18 protein-coding genes are annotated in these 20,891 nt (G+C 71.8%); 11 read left to right on the top strand and 7 right to left on the bottom strand.

Going from position 1 to position 20,891, the window contains the following annotated elements; genetic code table 11:
- Nucleotides 1-13 precede the first annotated feature (13 nt).
- Nucleotides 14-607: a DNA-binding response regulator gene (locus ACFV9O_RS08440; protein WP_385414045.1), complete on the bottom strand. Its 594-nt coding sequence runs from the start codon at nucleotides 605-607 to the stop codon at nucleotides 14-16.
- Nucleotides 608-905: 298 nt separating this feature from the next.
- Between ACFV9O_RS08440 and ACFV9O_RS08435 the strand changes: the two genes are divergently transcribed.
- From ACFV9O_RS08435 to ACFV9O_RS08425, 3 genes are all read left to right on the top strand, one after another.
- Nucleotides 906-1,271 (top strand): hypothetical protein, encoded by a 366-nt coding sequence (locus ACFV9O_RS08435; protein ID WP_385414042.1) that lies wholly within the window; start codon nucleotides 906-908, stop codon nucleotides 1,269-1,271.
- Between the two features lie 192 nt (nucleotides 1,272-1,463).
- On the top strand, nucleotides 1,464-3,053 hold the full coding sequence (locus tag ACFV9O_RS08430; RefSeq protein WP_385414040.1) for a von Willebrand factor type A domain-containing protein: 1,590 nt from the start codon (nucleotides 1,464-1,466) through the stop codon (nucleotides 3,051-3,053).
- Between the two features lie 240 nt (nucleotides 3,054-3,293).
- Nucleotides 3,294-3,755: a DUF1772 domain-containing protein gene (locus ACFV9O_RS08425; RefSeq protein ID WP_385414038.1), complete on the top strand. Its 462-nt coding sequence runs from the start codon at nucleotides 3,294-3,296 to the stop codon at nucleotides 3,753-3,755.
- A 296-nt stretch (nucleotides 3,756-4,051) separates the two neighbouring features.
- Here ACFV9O_RS08425 and ACFV9O_RS08420 read toward each other — a convergent pair whose 3' ends face one another.
- Nucleotides 4,052-4,537 (bottom strand): cupin domain-containing protein, encoded by a 486-nt coding sequence (locus ACFV9O_RS08420; RefSeq protein ID WP_385414035.1) that lies wholly within the window; start codon nucleotides 4,535-4,537, stop codon nucleotides 4,052-4,054.
- A gap of 221 nt (nucleotides 4,538-4,758) precedes the next feature.
- Between ACFV9O_RS08420 and ACFV9O_RS08415 the strand changes: the two genes are divergently transcribed.
- Entirely contained in the window at nucleotides 4,759-5,361 is a 603-nt protein-coding gene (locus ACFV9O_RS08415; protein ID WP_385414032.1) for a flavoprotein, read from the top strand.
- A gap of 115 nt (nucleotides 5,362-5,476) precedes the next feature.
- Here ACFV9O_RS08415 and argJ read toward each other — a convergent pair whose 3' ends face one another.
- The 3 genes from argJ to ACFV9O_RS08400 form a co-directional block, all read right to left on the bottom strand.
- Entirely contained in the window at nucleotides 5,477-6,637 is a 1,161-nt protein-coding gene (gene argJ / locus ACFV9O_RS08410) for a bifunctional glutamate N-acetyltransferase/amino-acid acetyltransferase ArgJ (RefSeq protein WP_385414031.1), read from the bottom strand.
- 151 nt (nucleotides 6,638-6,788) lie between these two features.
- Entirely contained in the window at nucleotides 6,789-7,697 is a 909-nt protein-coding gene (locus tag ACFV9O_RS08405; protein WP_385414028.1) for a zinc-binding alcohol dehydrogenase family protein, read from the bottom strand.
- Between the two features lie 214 nt (nucleotides 7,698-7,911).
- Nucleotides 7,912-9,147: a cytochrome P450 gene (locus tag ACFV9O_RS08400; protein WP_385414026.1), complete on the bottom strand. Its 1,236-nt coding sequence runs from the start codon at nucleotides 9,145-9,147 to the stop codon at nucleotides 7,912-7,914.
- A gap of 106 nt (nucleotides 9,148-9,253) precedes the next feature.
- On the opposite strand from ACFV9O_RS08400, the gene ACFV9O_RS08395 reads away from it, so the two are divergent.
- The 7 genes from ACFV9O_RS08395 (at nucleotide 9,254) to ACFV9O_RS08365 (ending at nucleotide 15,912) form a co-directional block, all read left to right on the top strand.
- A complete protein-coding gene (locus ACFV9O_RS08395) occupies nucleotides 9,254-10,486 on the top strand; it encodes an FAD-dependent oxidoreductase (RefSeq protein WP_385414023.1) in 1,233 nt (410 codons plus the stop codon).
- Nucleotides 10,487-10,577: 91 nt separating this feature from the next.
- Nucleotides 10,578-11,696, top strand: a complete 1,119-nt coding sequence (locus ACFV9O_RS08390; protein WP_385414020.1) for a PP2C family protein-serine/threonine phosphatase — start codon at nucleotides 10,578-10,580, stop codon at nucleotides 11,694-11,696.
- 310 nt (nucleotides 11,697-12,006) lie between these two features.
- On the top strand, nucleotides 12,007-12,651 hold the full coding sequence (locus ACFV9O_RS08385; protein ID WP_385414017.1) for a ScbR family autoregulator-binding transcription factor: 645 nt from the start codon (nucleotides 12,007-12,009) through the stop codon (nucleotides 12,649-12,651).
- Between the two features lie 80 nt (nucleotides 12,652-12,731).
- Complete coding sequence (locus ACFV9O_RS08380) at nucleotides 12,732-13,112, top strand: acyl carrier protein (protein WP_385414014.1); 381 nt, start codon at nucleotides 12,732-12,734, stop codon at nucleotides 13,110-13,112.
- Entirely contained in the window at nucleotides 13,109-14,002 is an 894-nt protein-coding gene (locus ACFV9O_RS08375; protein WP_385414011.1) for a 4'-phosphopantetheinyl transferase family protein, read from the top strand. The genes ACFV9O_RS08380 and ACFV9O_RS08375 overlap by 4 nt, the downstream gene beginning before the upstream one ends.
- 69 nt (nucleotides 14,003-14,071) lie before the next feature.
- The gene (locus ACFV9O_RS08370; RefSeq protein ID WP_385414287.1) at nucleotides 14,072-15,634 is read left to right on the top strand and encodes an acyl-CoA carboxylase subunit beta; all 1,563 of its coding nucleotides are present in this window, start codon (nucleotides 14,072-14,074) and stop codon (nucleotides 15,632-15,634) included.
- Nucleotides 15,631-15,912, top strand: coding sequence for an acyl-CoA carboxylase subunit epsilon (locus tag ACFV9O_RS08365; RefSeq protein ID WP_385414008.1), 282 nt, complete (start codon nucleotides 15,631-15,633; stop codon nucleotides 15,910-15,912). Before ACFV9O_RS08370 ends, ACFV9O_RS08365 begins: the two co-directional genes overlap by 4 nt.
- 111 nt (nucleotides 15,913-16,023) lie before the next feature.
- On the opposite strand, the gene ACFV9O_RS08360 is transcribed toward ACFV9O_RS08365, so the two are convergent.
- Complete coding sequence (locus tag ACFV9O_RS08360; RefSeq protein WP_385414006.1) at nucleotides 16,024-16,821, bottom strand: thioesterase II family protein; 798 nt, start codon at nucleotides 16,819-16,821, stop codon at nucleotides 16,024-16,026.
- On the bottom strand, nucleotides 16,818-20,891 hold a 4,074-nt coding region (locus ACFV9O_RS08355), incomplete at its 5' end, for a thioester reductase domain-containing protein (protein WP_385414003.1). The genes ACFV9O_RS08360 and ACFV9O_RS08355, both read right to left, overlap by 4 nt.

Below are 20,891 nucleotides of genomic sequence, written 5' to 3'. Positions count from 1 at the left end.
CGCGTCCGTCCACTCAGATCCAGCCACGGCGAGCCGCCTCCACCCCCGCGCGGAAGCGGCTCGCCGTGCCCAGGGCTGCCAGGAGCTCTCCCACACGGCGGCTGTACGTCCGCGCCGACATCCCGAGACGCGCCGCGGCCGTCTCGTCCGTGAGCCCCGCCAGCATCGCGTCGAGCACGGGACGCAGATGCGCGGGCGCCGACCCCGACACGGCGACCGCAACCTCGTCCCCGCCGTCCCACCACGACTGATGGGTGCGGACCAGGGCCTGGACGACGACGGGGTCGCGGATCAACAGCAGCCCGTTGCTGTGCAGTTCGAGATCGAGCGGCACGGCAGCGACCGAACGGTCCGCGACGACCAGCTTGAACGGGATCGAGTCGGTCACTCGGGCCCGGCCGCCGAGCCGCCCGGGCGGCGGCAGATGCGACAGCGCCCGCCGTGGCACGATGCGGCGCACCGTCGCCGGCCGTTCGTCGGCCGCTCGCACACAGGCCCCTGCGAGGGCGCGGAACGGCTCGGCCACGGTCGGCGAGCCCACCGGGTCGTCGAACGTCAGCAACTCGTGCCGGGCCGCATGGACCAGCCCGGTCAGCGTGGCGCTCACCTGCGCCAGTCCTCTGACCGGCCGGCCCGGACCGGGCTGTTCGGTCAGGACCTGCCCGCACACGACGGAGCCCGGTCTGGGAATGGCGATGACATTGGGCACGGCTGACCACCCCCCGATCTCGGAGCCGTACGCCACTCCATGTATGCACGCGGCTGCGCATCGTGACAACCCCAAGTTCAGGGGATGGCGAGTCCCCGCCAGTCGCTTCAGCCGGCAGCGACATGCCCGCCAGTCTGGAGGAGCGGCGCGAGAGGCGATCCGCGAGGAGAAGGGAAGATCACCCATGGTCCGACGCATGACCCGACGCACGAACAGACGGCCCGTTCGGGCACCGCGCGCACTCCTGGCCGTCGCAGCGGCGCTCCCCCTGGCCGTCCTGTCCCCGAGCGCAGGAACGGCCCAGGCGGACGAAGCCCCAGACGACACCCGCGGACCCACCGCCCTGCTCTCCTGCAGTACCGGCACGGACGGCTGGACGGGCTGGGCCGACTGCTCCAACCCGAGCAGCCAGGTCGTCGCCTTCCGTGTCGTCGTGGTCTGCGGCTGGTGGCCCGACGCATACGGCCACTGGGTGACGCTGCACCCGGGCTGGTCCGGCCGATCCTCCGCCACCTGCGGCGGCGGGACCGGAGTCGGCAGCGTGGGCTGGGAAGAGGGCTGACCCCAGGTCCCGGTCCCTCCCGCTCCACCCGAACGGTGGGCGTTGCCGTGCGGCGGTACGGAAACGCCCGCTCAACCCCGGCCCCAGTCGCCGCCGTTGCCGCATTGAGATCCATCCGCAACTCCTTCGCATGCTCCTTCGGGCCGTCCCGGACGTCACATTCACAAGTGCTGACGATCCAGGGGGCGGCAGATGAATCTCTGCGCAAGGACGTACCGGGCAAGGACGTACAAGGGAGCGTTCGTCGCGCTACTGGCCGGCGCGATGCTGCTGACCGGTTGCGGGGCGGGCGGGCAGGCCGACCGCGCGTCGAACGGCGGGGGCGCGCACCGGGCCGAGGACGGTTTGCAGGCCCCGATGCCACCCGACGGCGGCGGCCGTCCGGCGGAAGGCGACAGCGGAAGCGGAAGCGGAAGGGAGGGTGAGCAGAAGGGCGACGCTCAGAGGGAGTTCGCACCCCCGGCCGACTACCTGTCCACCTTCGCGCTCGATGTGGACACGGCCTCGTACGGATACGCGCGGCGCGTCCTCGGTGAGGGGCGGCTGCCGGAGCCCGACTCCGTACGGCCCGAGGAGTTCATCAACAGCTTCCGTCAGGACTATCCACGGCCCGAAGGCGACGGCTTCACCGTGACCGTGGACGGCGCCCGCATGGGTGGCCAGGGAGAGGAGGAATGGTCGCTGGTACGTGTGGGGCTCGCCACCCGCACATCGATGAGGAGCGGTGAACGGCCACCGGCCGCGCTGACGTTCGTCGTCGACATCTCCGGGTCGATGGCCGAGGCCGGCAGGCTCGATCTCGTCCGCGAGTCGCTCGGCATCCTCACCGACCAGCTGCGCGACGACGACTCGATCGCCCTCGTCACCTTCAGCGACGAGGCCGAGACTCGGCTGCCGATGACCCGGCTCGACGGCAACCGGGACCGTATCCACCGCATCGTCGACTCGCTGGAACCGACCGACTCCACCAACGTGGAGGCGGGCGTCCGCACCGGCTTCGACGTTGCCGTCGAGGGTCACCGGCGGGGCGCCAACAACCGGGTGGTGCTCCTCTCCGACGCGCTCGCCAACACCGGTGAGACGGAGGCCGACGCGATCCTGGAGCGGATCGCCGAAGCCCGTCGGGAGTACGGCATCGCGCTCTTCGGTGTCGGCGTCGGTAGCGACTACGGCGACAAGCTGATGGAGCGGCTCACGAACCGGGGCGACGGCCACACGACCTATGTGTCCACGTCCGCGCAGGCCAGGAAGGTGTTCGTCGACCAGCTCCCTGCACATATCGAGTTGCGCGCCCGCGACGCGAAGGCGCAGGTCGCGTTTGACCCCCAGACGGTGAAGGAGTTCCGACTGATCGGATACGAGAACAGGGCTGTCGCCGACGAGGACTTCCGCAACGACAGGGTGGACGGCGGCGAGGTCGGTCCCGGCCACACGGTGACCGCGCTCTATGCGGTGCGGCTTCGCGAAGGGGCTGGCGGACACGTCGCCACGGCGACCGTGCGCTGGCTCGACCCGGCGAACCGGTCCCCCCACGAGGCATCCGGCACGGTGGAGGCGGGTGCGCTCGACCGTGACCTCTGGTCCGCGGGGACGGCGCCGCGGCTGCAGGTGAGTGCCACGGCCGCGTACTTCGCCCAGGCCCTGCGCGGCGCCGAGACGCCCGGCGCCCTCGGGCTGGACGAGCTCGCCGAGCGCGCCGGCACCCTCGCACGGCGCACGGAGGACGCGTCCGTACGTCAGCTGGCGGAATCGATACGACAGGCCGACGGGCTGCTCGAGTGAGACACCGGCCCTAATCCGGCCGGGGCCCGGACCGACCCTGGCCGGCGCTCGGTCCCGGCCTTGCTCAAGCCTCGCCGGTGTGGCGGGCCGGGACGCCGACCCCGGCCCGCCAGGTTCGTGGTCGCCGGCGGTGCGGTGCGGCGCGATGCGATGCGATGCGATGCGGCGTGATGCGATGCGGCGTGGTGCGGCGTTGTGGGTGTGCTGCGTAAGGGCGTTCGGCGCGCCATGATGTGCCGTATGGCCACGTTGCTGCTCGCCCTCGCCGTCGTTTCCACCGGCCTGTACGCGGGTTTCATGCTGATCTTCCAGACTGCGATCATGCCCGCGCTGGCCAGGCTGTCCGACGAGCAGTTCGCGCCGGCGATGCGGCGCATCAACGAAGAGGTGCCGCGGGCGGTGTTCCTGGTGGTCTTTCTGGCCATCATCGCGTTCCCCGCGGCGGCGCTTGCCGTGCCGATCGACGGACGTTCGGGCACCCAGAAATGGCTGATCCTGGCCGGGCTGGTGTGCGCCGTGCTGAATCATCTGGTCACGATTGCCGGAAACATCCCGCTGAACAACGCACTGGCAGCCTCGGAGGGTTCACCCGACTCCGAGGTCCGTGCGGCCTTCGAGGCCAAGTGGAACCGCCTCCACATTGTCCGTACTGTCCTCATTCTGGCCTCGTTCGTGCTGCTCGTCTGGGCCTCGCTCGTGTGACGGAAAGACGACACCGCCCGCAAGCGGACAGCGCGGGAGGGCGGACAGCGGGGTGGAGAAGCCAGTACGGTCGTGAGGTACGCACGAGACAACGTTGTCGGCAACTGCCGATATCTGTCGGCACCTGCCGTACCGACTCCGGCGCAGACTCCGGCGTGATCCGCCGGGCGGGGCCGGGGCGGGTTGTCCCGGTCGTCCCCGCGCCGGCAGGGGGCGATCCCCCACCCGGGACAACCCGCCCCCTCCCGGCGCTGGTTGAGAGGTCCCGGCGTCCCGGCGTATCCGTGGTCCGGCGGTCAGCTGCCGAGTGGGAGGGGCTTCCCGCAGCGGGCGCAGTAGCGCGCGTCCGATTCCGTCGCGAGGCGCCCGCAGTCCATGCAGACCCGGTCCAGGAGACATGCGGGCTCACCGCCGGTGCTCTGGATGGCCAGGCCCGGGCGGCGCCGGTGGACGCTCAGTTGGACGAGTCCCTCGGGTCCCGCACGCAGGGCGCGGCGGCTGCCGTGCGGCAGCCAGACCACCGAACCGGCGGCAATGCTCTGCGGCTCCCCGTCGACGTGGAGGACTCCGCCGCCTCCGGTGACGTACAGCAGCACGTCCAGATCGGGCTCGATGTGTTCGGCGACGCCGGCGTCCGCTGGCAGCCGTACGACATTGGCGTCGAGCTGGCGTGTGCTCTCCGCGAGGCGCCACAATGCTCCGCCCCGCTCCTCGGAGACCCCGATGCTGAGCTCGGCCAGCCGCGCGAGCACGCCCCGGCCCGAGCCGGAAGGGGATGCCATGAGATTCCTCCTGTGATCGACCCCACGCGATCCTCGCCGGACCCCAAAGCCAGGGATGGTACTCCTCCGTTGGGCCGTCCCTGCCCACCCGGCACTCGACGTACGCTGCCCGCATCCCCGGATCACCCGAAGCGGTCATGTGAAGCAGTCAGCCGAGGCAGCTGCTTGAAGCAACCGCCTGAAGCAACCGCCTGAAGCAGCCGTCGAGCGGGAGGAAACGCGTGAGTGACCAGCCCAGGAAGCCGTTCCTGTACATCATCGTGTGCGCGGCCGGGAACGCGGGCGATGTGGGGAAGCTGATCACCGCGGCGCAGGAGCAGCAGTGGGACGTCGGGGTCATCGCCACCCCGCAGGGCCTCGGGTTCATCGACGCGGACGCGGTGTCGGCCCGGACGGGGTATCCGGTCCGGTCGGCCTGGCGCCGCCCCGGCGAGGCGCGCCCCTTCCCGACCGCGGACGCCATGGTCGTGGCTCCGGCCACGTTCAACACCATAAACAAGTGGGCTGCCGGGATCGCCGACACGCTTGCGGTGGCCACGCTCTGCGAGGCGTACGGGGCCGGCGTGCCGACGGTCGTACTTCCGAGCGTGAACGCTGACCTCGCGGCTCACCCCGCGTACCGGGCGAGCGTGGAGCGGCTGCGCGGGATGGGCGTGCTCTTCGCCTCGGACACCCACGCGGAAGCGCCCGAGTCCGAGTCCGAGTCCGAGTCCGAGTCCGAGTCCGAGTCCGGAGACGGAAACGGGGACGCGCCGGCCCCCTTCCGGTGGGAGCGCGCGCTGGAACTGCTTGCCCCGGCCGCCGCCGGGGGAGGCCGGAGTTAGCTGCTCGGGGAGCCCAGCGCTCCCGGCAACCGGGGGCTCGCCCCTGGTTCGGGAAGGTGCGTCACCCACGGCGTCGCCCATAAACAGCTGGGCGAGAGCGCGCGAAGGGCCCGGCTCAGGTGGTGTATTCGGAGTTCAGCCGCACGTATCCCTCGGTGAGGTCGCAGCCGTACACCGTGAACGCGCCGTCGGCGATGCCGAGATCGATCCTGATGACGACCTCGTCTCCGCTCAGGTACTCCGTCAGGGCCTCGAGGATCGTCTCCTCGTCGGCCCGGGGCGGGTAGACGGCGACGTCCCCGAAGCGGATGGTGACCTTGTCCTTGTCGATGTCCGTCTCGTCCTGGCACTTTCCGATCGCCATCGCCACCCGGCCCCAGTTCGGGTCGCAGCCGTGGACGGCGGTCTTCACCAGCGGTGAGTTGACGACCGACTTGCCGACCCGCTTCGCCTGCGCCGCGTCCCGGGCTCCGGCCACCTCGACCTGGATGAGCTTGCTCGCGCCCTCGCCGTCGGAGGCGATCATCTTCACCAGGTCGAGCGCCACGCGGTGCAGCGCGGTCCTGAACGCGTCCGCGTCGACCTCGCCGGCGAGCCCGTTCGCGAACAGCGCGGCCGTGTCCGACGTGGAGGTGTCGGTGTCGATGCTCACCGCGTTGAACGTGACGTCCATGACCTCGCGGAACACCCGGTCCTGCACCTCCGGCGCGAGGTGTGCGTCGGTGGCGAAGAAGGTGAGCAGCGTCGCCATGTCCGGCTCCAGCATGCCCACCCCCTTGGCGATACCGGTGATCGTCGCCTCGCCGACGCGGGCCGTCGCGATCTTGGGGTGCGTGTCGGTGGTCATGATGGACCGCGCGGCCGCCTCGAAGCCCTGGTCCTCGGGGAACGGCAGGCCGAGCGTCGCGACATGGGCCCTGATGCTCTCCATCGGGAGGTGACGGCCGATCACCCCGGTGGCGGCGACGAGCAGTTCCCCGGGCGGCAGGCCGACCGCCTTGGCGACGCTGTCCCGTACCTCCAGGGCGTTGGCCGCACCCTGCGCGCCCGTGGCGACGTTCGCGTTCCGCGCGACGACCACCACGCCTCGTGCGACGCCGTCGGCCGCGGCCTCGCGGGACAGGAGCACGGAGGGGCCGGCGAACCTGGACCGGGTGAACACCGCGCTGACCTGTGCGGGCTCTGTGGACAGCAGCACGGTGAAGTCGTCCCGGCCGTCGTCACCCGCGCCGACCGGAGCCACGTGGACAGCGAACCCCTTGGGCGTGTCGACCATGAGTCACTCCTCTGGATAGCCATGCGATCGATCTCATACTGATGCGTCCTGGTGTGAGCCTATACGGTGACCGTCCGGGGGCCTCTCGGTCGGCTGTCCGCGCGTCCGCGTCGTCGCCCGAGGGTGACAACGGGCGTTCCTGCGGACCTTCCTACGGGCGCAGGACGACCTTTCCGACCGTGCGCCGCCCCAGCAGGTCCTCGTGTGCGCGCCGGGCGTCGGCCAGCGGGTAGCTGCCTCCGGTGACGGGCGTGATGCGGCCGCGCGTCACCAGGTCGAGGAGTTCCGCGAGCGGCCCTTCGACGGCGCCCGGGGCCGCCAGCGTGGGGCGCAGCCAGAAGCCGACGACGGAGGCGTTGAGCCGGCTGAGGCGGGCGGGGTCGACCGGGGTGAATCCGCTGCGGGACGCGTTGCCGTAGGTGACGAGGCGGCCGAAGGACGCGAGCGACGCCAGCGCCCGGTCGAGGAGTTCCCCGCCGACGGCGTCGAGAATGACGTCGGCTCCCTTCTCCAGTGGGTAATCGACGACCTCGTCCGCCCCGATCTCCAGGGCGAGCCGGGCCTTGGCCGGGGAGGACACCTGCGCGAGCACCCGCCCCGCACCGAACTCCCTGGCCAGTTGGACGGCGAGGGTGCCGACACCGCCCGCCGCGGAGTGCACCACCACGGTTTCGCCCCGGCGCAGCCGGGCCGCGGAACGGAGCAGGTGCCAGGCCGTCAGTCCCTGCATCAGCAGGGCCAGCGCCTGCGCGGCGTCGAGCTCCTCGGGAATCCCGAAGACGGACGACTCCTTGGCGACCACCTGTTCCGCGTACCCGTGGGACACGCGTGCCAGCACCCGCCGGCCGTCAGGGGTGCGTCCCACGACCTCGCTCCCCGGGACGTACGGCAGCTGGTCGGCGCTCAGATAGGAGCCGTCGGTCTGGTGTGTGTCGGCGAAGTTGACACCGGCGGCCTCCACCGTGAGGAGTAACTCCCCCGGGCCCGGGGCGGGAGGGGCCAGTTCCACGGGCGTGAGGACTTCCGGACCGCCGAAGCGGTCGAACTGAATAGCGATCATGGTCGCACGCTACCGCGCGACACCAGCCCGTCGCGGGCCTCCGAGCGCATCGCCCGCGCCGGCGGGCCCCGCCACTGCGGACACGCCGCGCTCGCGGGCAAACCACCCGCCGGCCACGTTCCCAACCTCACAAGGCAATCCAGCTAGCGGGCCCCCGAGCGCATCACTCGCCGCCGCGGGCCCTGTCGCCCGGGACGGTCGTCCGCCGGGCGCGCTACCGGCCCAGGACCTGGCCGTCGGGCGTGAAGGTGACCGGAAGGCTCTCGGGTCCGCGCAGTCCGCCCGGCCGCCACCGCAGCTCGCCCGGGGGCACGGCCAGGGCGAGCCCGGGAAGGCGGCGCAGGGCGGTCCCGATGGCGACCTGGCCCTCCAGCCGGGCCAGCGGTGCCCCCAGGCAGTAGTGGATGCCGTGCCCGAACGCGAGGTGGGCGTTGTCCCGCCGGGTGATGTCCAGCCGGTCGGGGTCGGGGAACCGCCCCGGGTCGCGGTCGGCGATGGCCGAGGCGATCAGCACGGTCGCACCGCGCGGGACGGTCACGCCCGCGATCTCGACGTCCTCGCGCGCGAACCGGGCGATGCCGGGGCTGACCGGCCCGTCGTAGCGGAGGAACTCCTCGATCGCGCCCGGCAGCAGCTCCGGGTCGGAGCGCAGCAGCTCCAGCTGGTCGGGGTGCGCGAGCAGCGCCGCGATGCCGCCGCCGATCAGGTTGACCGTGGTGATGTACCCGGCGACCAGCAGCAGGAACGCCATGGCGATCAGCTCGTCCTCGTTCAGCTGCTGCTCCTCGTCCCGGGCGGTGATCAGCGCGCTGAGGAGGTCGTCCGCGGGCCGGGCCCGTTTCGTCTCCAGCAGCTTGGTCAGATACGCGCGCATGTCCTGCCAGGCGGCGTTCACCACGGCCGGGTCCGGCAGCTCGGCCCCCCGCATGATCATGTCGTCGGTCCACCGCTGGAACTCGTGCCGGTCCTCCACCGGCACGCCGAGCAGTTCGCTGATCACGGTGACCGGGAGCGGCAGCGCGAAGTCCGCGACGAGGTCGGCCCGGCCGGCCGGCACGAACGCGTCGAGCAGCCCGTCGGTGATCTCCTGGATGCGGGGCCGCAGCTCGGCCATGCGGCGCGCGGTGAACGCCTTCGAGACCAGGCGGCGCAGGCGGGTGTGGTCGGGCGGGTCGGAGCGGAGCATGTTGCTCAGCATCGAATCGCGCTCCGTCTCCGGCAGCTGCTGCAGGAGCCGGTGGTCCGACGCGTCGCGCACGTCGCTGCTCAGCCGGGGGTCGGACAGGGCCGCGAGTCCGTCCTCGTAGCGCGTGACCAGCCAGGCCTCCAGGCCGCCCGCGATGAGGGCGCGGCGCACGGGGCTGTCCTCGCGCAGCTGCCGGTAGAGCGGGAACGGGTCCGCCACGAAGGCGGGGTCGGCGTAGGGCAGAAGGACCGGCTGCTGGCTCATGATGCCTCCCGGAGTACGTCGCCGTCCCCGCGGCGACTTATCAGGGCTTGAGGGTATATGTCCCAGTGTGGTAGATCCCGGGATTTCACCGAAGGGAGGGGCGGCGATGGAGCGGACCATGTGCTGTGTGGTGGGGGGCGGCCCCGCCGGAATGGTCCTCGCCCTGCTGCTGGCCCGGGCCGGCGTGGCGGTGACGGTCCTGGAGAAGCACGGTGACTTCCTGCGCGACTTCCGCGGCGACACCGTGCATCCGTCCACCCTGGCGCTGCTGGACGATCTGGGCCTGGCCGAGCGGTTCGCACAGCTGCCGCAGCGGCAGGTGAAGACGGTCCAGCTGCCGATCGGTCCGGACCGATCACTGGTCACCGTCGGGAACATCGGTGCGCTGCCGGGCAAGTACAACTACATCGCCATGGTGCCGCAGTGGGACCTGCTCAACCTCCTCGTGGACGAGGCGGGGCGGGAGCCGTCCTTCTCCGTACGGATGAACACCGAGGCCACCGGCTTCCTGCAGGAGCGCGGACGGGTCACAGGGGTGCGCTACCGCACGTCCGACGGCCGTACCGGCACGCTGCGGGCCGGCCTCACGGTGGCCTGCGACGGCCGGGGCTCGCTGGCCCGGTCGCTGCCCGAACTGGGGCTGCGGAGCTTCCCCTGCCCGATGGACGCCTGGTGGTTCCGGCTGCCGCGGCGCGACAACGACCCGCACGGGCTCGTGGGAGGCGTCGGCGACCGGTTCCTCAGCGCGATGATCGACCGCGGGGACTACTGGCAGTGCGCCGCGCTCATCCCCAAGGGAACCGACGCCGCGCGCCGCGCCGCCGGCCTCGAACGGTTCAACGCCGAATTCACGGCCGCCGTCCCCTGGCTCGCGGACCGGGTCCACGCGATCGGTTCCTGGGAGGACGTGAAGCTGCTCGACGTGCGGCTCGACCGCCTCCGGCACTGGCACCGCCCGGGCCTGCTGTGCATCGGCGACGCCGCGCACGCGATGTCGCCGGTCTTCGGCATCGGCATCAACCTCGCCGTCGAGGACGCCGTGGCGGCCGCCCGGTACCTCGTCGGACCGCTGCGCCGGGGCGCCGTCGGACTCCGGCACGTACGCGCCGTCCAGTGCCGCCGTTGGCCGACCGCGGTCGCGACCCAGGCGCTGCAGCGGACCGCCCACGCGCGTGTCATCGCACCGCTGTTGGCCGGCCGGTCGCCCGTCGGCAACCCCAGGAGGGCACAGCGGCTGACCGAGCTGCTCACCACCTCGCGGTGGCTGAACCGGGTGCCCGCGTACTTCCTCGCCTACGGCGCCGTGCGCGAGCGCCCGCCCACCGCCTCGCTGCGCTGACCGGTGGCTGCGCCCCCTGCGCACGGGGCGGGAGGGCAGGCCCGGCACGGCGGCGCAGGCGCCGAGCGAGGGCGCGGTGTATCCAGGACGTATGGTTCCTCGACGGCTCTGCGGAGCCCATCGTCTGTCATGGGAGCCACACCATGCCCTGCTGGCGGTGCCGATCGCGCTGATCGCGCTCGTCACGGTGGTCGACGTCCTGGCGCCGCCGGAGGTCCACCTCGGTCCCTTCCTCGTCGCCGCCCCCGCCGTCACGGCGTCGTTCGCCGGGGCCCGGACGACCGCGTGCGTCGGTGCGCTCGCCGTCCTCGCCCAGGTGGTGGTCTCGATGGCGCGTACCACCCTCACCGATCTGAACCACTCGATCCAGGTCATCGCCCTGATCCTGATCTCGGGGTTCGTGACGTTCTTCGCCCATCTACGGGAACGCCACGAGAGGGAACTGACCCAGCTGCGCACGGTCGCCGAGGCGACACAGCAGGTGGTGCTCCGGCCGCTGCCGCAGCGGATCGGCCCGCTGCGCATCGCCTCCGTCTACCTGGCCGCCGAGAGCGAGGCGCAGATCGGCGGGGACCTGTACGCCGCCGCCCGCACGGCCGACGGAACGCGGTTCGTCATCGGTGACGTACGGGGCAAGGGGCTGGAGGCGATCGGGGACGCTGCCCTCCTCCTCGGCGCCTTCCGGAGCGCCGCCCACCATCAGGCCGGCCTGTTGGCGCTGGTGTCGCATCTGGAGGGAGCCGTCTCCTCGGATCTGGACGACCCCGGGGCCTCCGGCGACGACATCGAGGACCGGGGCGAGGCGTTCATCACCGCGGCGGTCCTGGACGTCCCTGACAAGGAACCGGACCTCCGCCTGATCAACTGCGGGCACCCGTCGCCGCTGCTGCTGCGCGACGGCCTGGTCCTTCCGCTCGACGTGCGACGGCGATTGCCGCCGCTGGGCCTCACCGAGTTCGTGCAGTGCGACCTGTCCGTGGAGACGTTCGCCTTCGAGCCCGGAGACATCGTCCTGCTCTACACGGACGGTGTCATCGAAGCGCGCGACCGGAACGGCACGTTCTACCCCCTGGAGGAACGGGTGAGCACCTGGTCCGCCAAAGGCCCCCACGCCCTCCTGGGCCGCCTGTGCAGCGACCTGCTGCGCCATGCCGGCGGACATCTGGGGGACGACGCCGCCATGGTGGCGATCGAGCGCATGCCGGAGTGAACCTCGGGATCTCGACGTCGGGATCTCGGTATCAAACAAACCATTTTCCCGGTTTGTTTGATACCGCATCACGCCGGAAACTGGCCAACGAAAGGGTGTGTCCGACCGGTACTGGTCGCTTCAGGCAAGAACATACAGCGTGGATGGTTTTATAAGCCGGGCTGCCGTACAGTGCTCTCCGTGCACCGGGGATTCCGGAGAGCGACGTCCGCACGTCGCGTGCGCGCTCGCCGGACCATGGCCGATCGGCCCATGGGCGTACGGAGTCCGTCCGTCCGACGTCCAGGAGTAGAGCAGCAGGGAGCTGTCCGTGTCGAAGCAGGAAAGGGCAGTACGCACCCGCCGTGACCTGGTCCATGCGGCGGCCGTCGCGTTCGAGCAGTACGGCTATGTGCAGGCGACGCTGGCGACCATCAGCGACCAAGCGGGCGTCAGTACCGGCGCCCTGCACTTCCACTTCGAGAACAAGGCGGCGCTCGCCGCCGCGGTCGAGGCGGCCGCGTACGAACAACTGCGGGCCGTCGTGTGCGAGGCGTGCGGGAGCGCCGAACCCGCGCTCCAGGCGTTGGCCGAGGCCTCCCAGGAGGTGTCACGGCTGCTGCGCGCCAATGTGGTGTTCCGTGCCGGCTTCCAGCTCAACTTCGACATCACCCGCCGGTCCGACCTGGACCTGCGGCACGAGTGGCACGCGTGCGTGCAGAACCTGATCGACAAGGCGCGCGACGGCGGCGGGCTGATGCGGACCGTCGTCCCGCACGACGTCGTCGCCGTGATCGTGGCCGCCACCGTAGGGTTCGGACTGCTCGGCAGGGAGAGCCGGGAGTGGCTTTCCCCGAACACGCTGGCCGGCTTCTGGGAACTCCTCCTGCCCCGGCTTGCCGCCGTACCGGAATCACCGTCCGGTAATTCCCTTGTCACCGCAGACCGTTCAGTTACTCGACAGCGAACTGATTAAACAATTAACGGTCATCATTGACCCCGACGGAAATCGCCGCAGACTTCAATGCGGTGAGCATGTCCCGAAGGGAATTGACCATGACCGCACAGGCCGTGCCCGGTGACCGAAGGCGCCTGACTCATCGAAGGCGCTTCCCCGACCCCGACGCGCTGCGTGCCGTCCGGTTCGACACACGGGTGCGGAGCATCGAGGAGTCCATACGCCGGGAGCTGGCCCTCACCCTGAGGCTCCCGTCCGCCGACCGCGTCGCCACCGGCAGGCCGCTCCGCGCCCAGGGTGCCGGCTCGATCGCGGCCGTCCGGATCGCCGGCCTCCTGGAACGCGGGCTGCGGGTCCGGATCTCGCCCGTCGAGCTCCTGCGCGACGACAGCGTGACCGAACTGGCCGTGCTGCTGGCGATGCGCTTGGAAGGACGTGCCGAGGCGCACCTGACCGGTCCTGGCGGCGCTCGGCGATGACCGTGGACCAACTGGACGTACTCCCGGGCCGTCCGGGCGTTCTCCCCGGCCGGCGGATCGCCGCCCCCCTCACCGTCACGGACGACGAACTGCAGCTGTGGATGCTGCGCCGGCCCTGGACCGAGAGCGCCGCGCGACCGCTGACGGTGTCCGGACTCGACGACCGCGAACGCGAACGCGCCGCCTCCTTCCAACGGCCCCAGGACCGACTCCTGTACGTGTCGGCACACCTCGCCCTCCGTCGCGTCCTCGCCGCCTGTCTGGGCGTCCACCCGCGCGACGTGCTCCTGGGGCGCGAACCCTGCCCCGGCTGCGGCGGTCCGCACGGCCGCCCCGTGGTCGCCGACGCGCCCTTCCCGCTGCACTTCTCCCTCTCCCACAGCCACGGCCTCGTCCTCATCGCCGTCGCCACGCACCCGGTGGGCGTGGACGTGGAACAGCTGCCATCGGCGGAGACGGTGGACCTGTGCACGCCCTCGCTCCACCCCGCCGAGCAGAAGGAACTGGCCCTCCTGCCCACCGGCGAACGCCGCCGCGCCTTCACACGGCTGTGGACGCGCAAGGAGGCCTACCTCAAGGCGATCGGCACCGGCCTCAGCCGTGACCTGTCCGCCGACTACCTCGGCGAGCGCGAGGGCCCCGGCGCCCCGCCCGGCCCGGCCGGCTGGACCGTACGCAACGTGCCCACCGGCTCCCGCCACAGCGCCCAGAGCGACCACAGCGGCCACTGCGCCGCCGTCGCGTTCCGGAGCGCGCAGGACCACTGCTGCACCGTGCGCCGGCTGCCCGAGGACAGCCTGTACGCCGACGACGCGACCGCGACCGGAATCGTCGCCGCCGTCGAGCCGCGCGTGTGCGCCCTGCTGCCGGTCTCGCGCGCGCTCACGTGACACCACCACGACCGACCGACCACCGCGACCGACCACCGCGACCTCTCTCAAGGGAAGTGTGGAACATTGCTGACCGTCGACTCCCAGGCACCCGACCGGCTCGACGAACTCGCCGAGCTCAAGAGCCTCGCCCGCAACGGGCCCGATCCCAAGGCCACCGAACGCCAGCACGCCAAGGGCAAACTGACGGCCCATGAACGCATAGAGCTACTGCTCGACAAGGGCAGCTTCACCGAGATAGAGGCGCTGCGACGGCACCGGGCCACCGGCTTCGGCCTGGAGGCCAGGCGCCCGCACACCGACGGTGTGGTCACCGGCTGGGGCACGGTCGAGGGCCGCACCGTCTTCGTCTACGCCCATGACTTCCGCATCTTCGGCGGCGCGCTCGGCGAGGCGCACGCCCAGAAGATCCACAAGATCATGGACATGGCCATCGCCGCCGGCGCCCCGCTCGTCTCCCTCAATGACGGTGCAGGCGCCCGGATCCAGGAGGGCGTCTCCGCCCTCGCCGGCTACGGCGGCATCTTCCAGCGCAACACCCGCGCCTCCGGCGTCATCCCGCAGATCAGCGTGATGCTCGGCCCCTGCGCGGGCGGCGCCGCCTACTCGCCGGCGCTGACCGACTTCGTCTTCGCCGTGCGGGACATCTCCCAGATGTTCATCACCGGCCCCGACGTCGTGCAGGCCGTCACCGGCGAGGAGGTCTCGCAGAACGGCCTCGGCGGCGCCGACGTCCACGGCGGCGTCTCCGGAGTAGCGCACTTCGTCTACGACGACGAGGACACCTGCCTCGCCGAGGTGCGCTACCTGCTGTCCCTGCTGCCGTCCAACAACCGCGAACTGCCGCCCGCCCACCTCGGCGAGGACCCCGCCGACCGCGCGGGCGACGCCCTGCTGGACCTGGTCCCGGCCGACGGCAACCGCGCCTACGACATCCGCGACGTGATCGAGGAACTCGTCGACGACGGCGAGCACATGGAGGTCCACGCGGCCTGGGCGCCCAACATCGTCTGCACCCTCGCCCGTCTCGACGGCCAGGCCGTGGGCATCGTCGCCAACCAGCCCTCGTCCATGGCCGGAGTGCTCGACATCAAGGCGAGCGAGAAGGGAGCGCGGTTCGTCCAGTTCTGCGACTCCTTCAACATCCCGATCGTCACCCTCGTCGACGTGCCCGGCTTCCTGCCCGGCGTCGACCAGGAGCACGAGGGCATCATCAGGCGGGGCGCGAAGCTCCTGTACGCGTACTGCAACGCGACCGTGCCGAGGATCTCCGTGGTGCTGCGCAAGGCGTACGGCGGCGCGTACATCGTGATGGACTCCCGCTCCATCGGCGCCGACGTCGCACTGGCCTGGCCTGGCAACGAAATCGCGGTGATGGGCGCCGAGGGCGCGGCCAATGTGGTCTTCCGCCGGGAGATCGCTGCGGCCGACGACCCGGACGCCATGCGGGCCCAGAAGATCAAGGACTACAAGAGCGAGCTGGTCCACCCCTATTACGCGGCCGAGCGCGGACTGATCGACGATGTCATCGACCCCCGCGACACCCGCTCCGTCCTCATCCGCTCGCTCGCCATGCTGCGGGCCAAACACGCCGAGCTGCCGGTCCGCAAGCACGGCAACCCGCCGCAGTGAGCGCCCGACCGGGCCCCGGCGAGCGGGCCGCGCAGCCGCCCGTGCGGGAGGCAGAGGCGCGCCTACGGGACGAGGAGCCGCTCGTACGCGTCGAACGAGGGAACCCCGACCCCGAGGAACTCGCGGCGCTCACCGCGGTCCTCCTCACCCGCGCGGCCGCCGTCGGCGCCGAACCGGACGACGTCTCGCGTCGCGAGCGGGCGATGACCCACTGGCGCAGGCCGGAACGGGCGCGGGGCTTTCGCGGTCCCCGCACCTGGCAAGGACCGGGCCACTGACCGGCCACCGAACCGTCTGAACCGTCTGAACCGGCCGAGCTTCGTGACAACGCCGATGGGGCGTGAACCGGACCTCCGGTTCACGCCCCATCGGCATGTCGAGCGCGCGTATCAGCGGGCCGTCGCAGCCCCCAGCGTCGCCGTCACCAGCTCCGCCACCTCCCGCGTACGGCTGTCGAGATAGAAGTGCCCGCCGGGAAACGTCCGGAACTCGCCCGGCACCGCGGAGTGCTCCAGCCAGCCCCGCGCGTCCGCGGCCGGCACGACCGGGTCGGAGTCACCCACCAGCACCGTGAACGGCGTGGCCAACGGCGGCCCCGGCACCCATGCGTACGCCCTGAGCGCCCCGTAGTCCGCCCGCAGTGCGGGCAGCACCATCTCCAGCAGCTCCGGCTCGTCCAGCACCCGGCTTCCCGTGCCGCCCAGCCGCCGGATCTCCGCGATCAGCGCGGCGTCCCCGGTCAGCCGGTCGCTGCTGCGCGGCCCGGGCGTCGGGGCGCCCCGCCCGGACAGGAACAGCCGCACCGGACGCCGTACGGCATCCGGCGCCTTCACCTTCGTCTCCGTCTCCGTCTCCGTCTTCAGCAGACGGGCCGTCTCGTACGCGACGGCCGCACCCATGCTGTGCCCGAAGAACGCGTACGGACGCCTGTCCTCGTCGAAGGAGGCGAGCAGCTCACGCGCGATCAGCTCCGCGAGCCCGGTGATCGACTCGGCGGGCGGTTCGTGCCGGCGGTCCTGCCGGCCGGGGTACTGGATCGCCACCACCTCGGCCGCGGGCGCCAGCGCGCGGGCCAGCGGAACGTACGTACTCGCCGCGCCCCCCGCATGGGGGAAGCAGAACAGCCGCAGCCCGCTCGCCGAGTCCCGCTGGTACTGCCTGAACCACTGGCTCGTCAGGACACTCACACCCTCACCTCGGCCGCCGGGAAAAAGCCCGCCCCGACAAAGAATTCAATGTATTTCCCGAAGAGTTCACCGGTCATTTCCGGGCACTCGATCCCGGATCCCTCCAGTGCGCGCTCGGCCACGCTCGTGTCCACCGGTGGATAGAACGACTCGTTGTTGAAGGACATCATTTCGAAGGCTTCCAGCAAGGGCAGCATCACATTGTCGGGGTCCGATTCGACGCGTCGGCGCCAGGCGTCCCATTCCAGCTCGTCAAGCACATAGCCGCCCTTGCGCAGCAGCGTCACGAATTCGCCGAAGCTCAGACGGCTCTGGTTGTAGAGGTGAAACGTACCGCTCGCGGAGCCGGGCTTCCTCGACAGCGCGACCACCGCCGCACTGACGTAGTCGACCGGCGTCAGAGGCACCTTCCCGACGAGACCGGCCGGCGCCGCCCCCGCCTGAACGAGCCCGCGCAGGCTCAGCCAGACGAAGTCACGGGTCTGGCAGGCGCCGCCGCGTACATCGCCGGATACCACGTCGACGCGGTAGACCGACACCGGCAGACCCCGGTCCCTGGCCAGCCCGACGACCTGCTCGGCCACCCACTTGCTCTGCAGATAGCCGCTGGGCAGCGCCTCGGCAGGTCCGCTCCTGTCCTCCACTCGAAGCGGCTTCCCGCCCGCCGCAGCACCGTCGAACACGCCGGTGGTCGACAGATGGTGCACCGGCACCGTGCGATGACGGGCCGCCAGACGCAGTACCTCCTCGGTGCCCCGCACATTCGCCGGACTCAGCGCCGTGTACGGGTGCAGCCAGTGGACGGTCGCCCCCGCGTGGTACACCACGTCGGCCGTACGGGCCAGGGCGTCGAATTCCTCCTCGCTCAAGCCCAGCCGGGGCTGTGCGAGGTCGCCGGTCACGATCCGCAGCCGCTCCGGGTCCACCTCGTCCCACACCTTGTACCACTCGAGATTCGCCCGCAGCCGGGCCAGCCCCTCGGCGGCGTCGGCGGCGCGCACCAGGCAGTGCACCGTGCCCCGCGTCTCCCGCATCAGATCGCGCAGCAGGAACGCCCCGAGGAACCCGGTCGCACCGGTCAGGAAGATCTCGCGCGGATCCTCCACCGCCAGGACCGTCCGGGCCGCCGGCCGGATGTCGTCCGCCAGCCGTATCTCCGCCGCGAAGTCGACCTCCTGGCGCGCCGGTGCACCGCCCCCACCACCCGGTCGGACCAGGGCGTCCCGCAGGAACCCGGCAAGGGCGACGGGCGTCGGGTGGTCGAACACCAGCGTTGCGGGCAACCGCAGGCCGGTGCCCGTGCTCAGCCGGTTGCGCAGCTCCACGGACGTCAGCGAGTCGAACCCCACCTGGGAGAAGGCCTGCTGGGTGTCGATGCCCGCCGGATCCGCATGCCCGAGCACGGCACCCGTCTCGGCGAGCACGACGTCCAGGACGAGCCGCAGCTGCCCCGCCTCGTCCAGCCCGGCCAGCCGCTCACTCAGGGCGCCCGCCCCCGTGTCGCTGTTCTGCGCCGTACGCCGGGACGGCCTGCGCACCAGTGCGCTCAGCAACGGCCCTGCCTGGCCCGGGTTCTCCCGCATCGCCGCCACATCCAGCGGTGTGATGACCGGCGCCGGGTACGGAAGCCGCAGGGCGAGGTCGAGCAGCCGCGGGCCCCGGTCCGCCTCGACCGGCGGGAAACCGGCGCGTGCGATACGGGCGATGTCGGCCTCCGTCAGCTCACCCGCGATACCCGAATCCATCGCCCACAGGCCCCAGGCGGTGGAGGTGGCGGGCAGGCCGTGGGCGGTGCGGTGGGTGGCGAGGGCGTCGAGGAAGGCGTTGGCGGCCGCGTAGTTCGCCTGTCCCGCACCACCGATGACACCTGCGAGGGAGGAGAAGAGGACGAACGCGGTGAGGTCGTGGTCCTGGGTGAGGATGTGGAGGTTCCAGGCCGCGTCGGCCTTGGGGCGCAGCACGGCGTCGAGCCGTTCCGGAGTGAGCGCGGTGAGGAGGCCGTCGTCAGTGATGCCTGCGGTGTGGACGACGGCGGTGAGGGGCCGGTCGTCGGGGATGGCATTGATGACGTGGGCGAGGGCGTCGCGGTCGGCGGCGTCGCAGGCCGTGATGGTGACTTGCGCCCCGAGTGCGGTGAGTTCGTCGCGGAGTTGGTCGGCGCCGGGTGCTTGGTCGCCGCGGCGGCTGAGGAGGAGCAGGTGGCGTACGCCGTGGGCGGTGACCAGGTGGCGGGCGACGAGGGCGCCGAGGCTGCCCGTGCCGCCGGTGATCAGGACCGTACCCTCCGGGCTCCACCGGCCCGACCCGCTGTCCCCGCCCACGGCCGGCGCCGCTGCGCGCCGCATCCGCGGCAGCAGAATCCTGCCCCCGCGGATCGCCGCCTGCGGCTCGCCCGACGCCCGGACCGAGGACAGCAGCTCGGTGCCCACCTCGCTGCCGTCCGTGTCGACCAGGACGATCCGGCCGGGGGCCTCCGACTGCGCGGAACGGAGCAGACCCCACACGGCCGACGCTGCCAGATCCGGCACGTCCTCGCCGGCGGCCGCCACCGCGCCCCGGGTGACGACGACCAGCTGTGCCCCGTTCGTGCGCTCGTCGGCCAGCCACTCCTGCACCTGCGTCAGCGTCCGCCGGGTGAGGCGGTGCAGCGCGGCGGGCACGTCGTCGTCGCCGTCCCCGCCGTCACTGCCGACCCCGCCCGCTGCCCGGAGCAGTACGGCGTCGACGGCGGGCCCGTCGGCGGACGTCGCGCCCAGGACACCCCAGCGGACCGGACCGATGTCCGCGGGCGCGGCGACCGGCCGCCAGTCCACGTGGAACAGCGCGTCCTGCCGACGGTCGCGTGCCTCGTCGATCTCGTGCGTGTCGACCGTCCGCCACACGGCACGCTCCACCGTGGCCACCGGCTGACCGGAACGGTCCGCCAGCAGCGCCGACCAGCCCCCGTCCGCGAGCGGCGTCAGCCGCACCCGCAGCGCGGTGGCACCCGTGGCATGCAGCTGGAAGCCGCGCCAGTCGAAGACCAGCCGGTCGTGCCCGTCGGCGTCCGCGGGCAGGGCGGCGCGCAGGGCCGCCTCCAGCAGCGACGGGTGGAGCCCGAACCCGGCCGCGTCCACCTGGGCGTCCTCGGCCGGCTCCACCTCGGCGTAGAGCACGTCCCCCACCCGCCAGGCCGCGGGCCCGTGCTCGGTGGCGTCGGCGGGCGGCCACTGCGCCAGGTCGTTGGGCGCGACGGCCGGGGCCGAGCCCAACAGCCCCTCGGCGTGCACGGTCCAGGGTGTGTCGGCCGTCGGTCGGGCGTGGAGGGTGAAGGGGCGACGGCCCTCGTCGTCGGCCGGGCCGACGGCGAGCTGGAGCTGGGTGGGCGTGGCCAGAGGAACAGCGGAGTGGAGGGTCAGACGGTCGAGGGTGCTGGTGCCGAGGTGATCGCCCGCGTGCACGACGAGTTCGGCCACCGCGGCAGGGGGCAGCACCGGTGTGCCGTGCACCGTGTGCTCGGCCAGCCACGGATGCGTGCGGAGCGACACCTGCGTGGTGAACAGCGTCAGGCCGTTGTCCGCCGGTTCGACCGTCGCGCCCAGGAGAGGATGCGTGGCCGGAGCCAGACCCAGATCGGCGGCGTCGGCCGTCCCCGCGGCCGGGTTCAGCCAGTAGCGCTCGCGCTGGAACGCGTACGAAGGCAGGGACACGCGCCGTCCGCCCGAGCCTGCGAAGAACGCCGCCCAGCCGACGCCGACCCCCCGGTTGTGCAACGCGCCGAGAGCGCCGACCAGCGACTCGGCCTCGGGGCGGCCGACGCGCAGCGCGGCCATGCTCGCGACAGTGTCCGCGTCGCCGATCGATGCGGTGGCGAGGGGGGTGAGGATGGCATCGGGGCCGAGTTCGAGGAGGGTGGTGGCGCCGGCGGCTTCGAGGGTGCGGGTGGCGGCGAGGAAGCGGACGGGCTCGCGGATCTGGCGCACCCAGTAGTCGGGGTCGGTCAGTTCGCTGGTCGTGAGGGAGCCGGTGACGGTGGAGACGATCGGGATCTTCGGTGTCGCGTACGTCAGTTGGGTGGTGATGGCGCGGAA

Origin of the sequence: Streptomyces sp. NPDC059909 (genome assembly GCF_042730885.1) — a bacterium.
Taxonomy (GTDB): domain Bacteria; phylum Actinomycetota; class Actinomycetes; order Streptomycetales; family Streptomycetaceae; genus Streptomyces.
The sequence above is the reverse complement of the archived record's forward strand: the minus strand, read 5'-3'. Positions and strand labels throughout refer to the sequence as shown.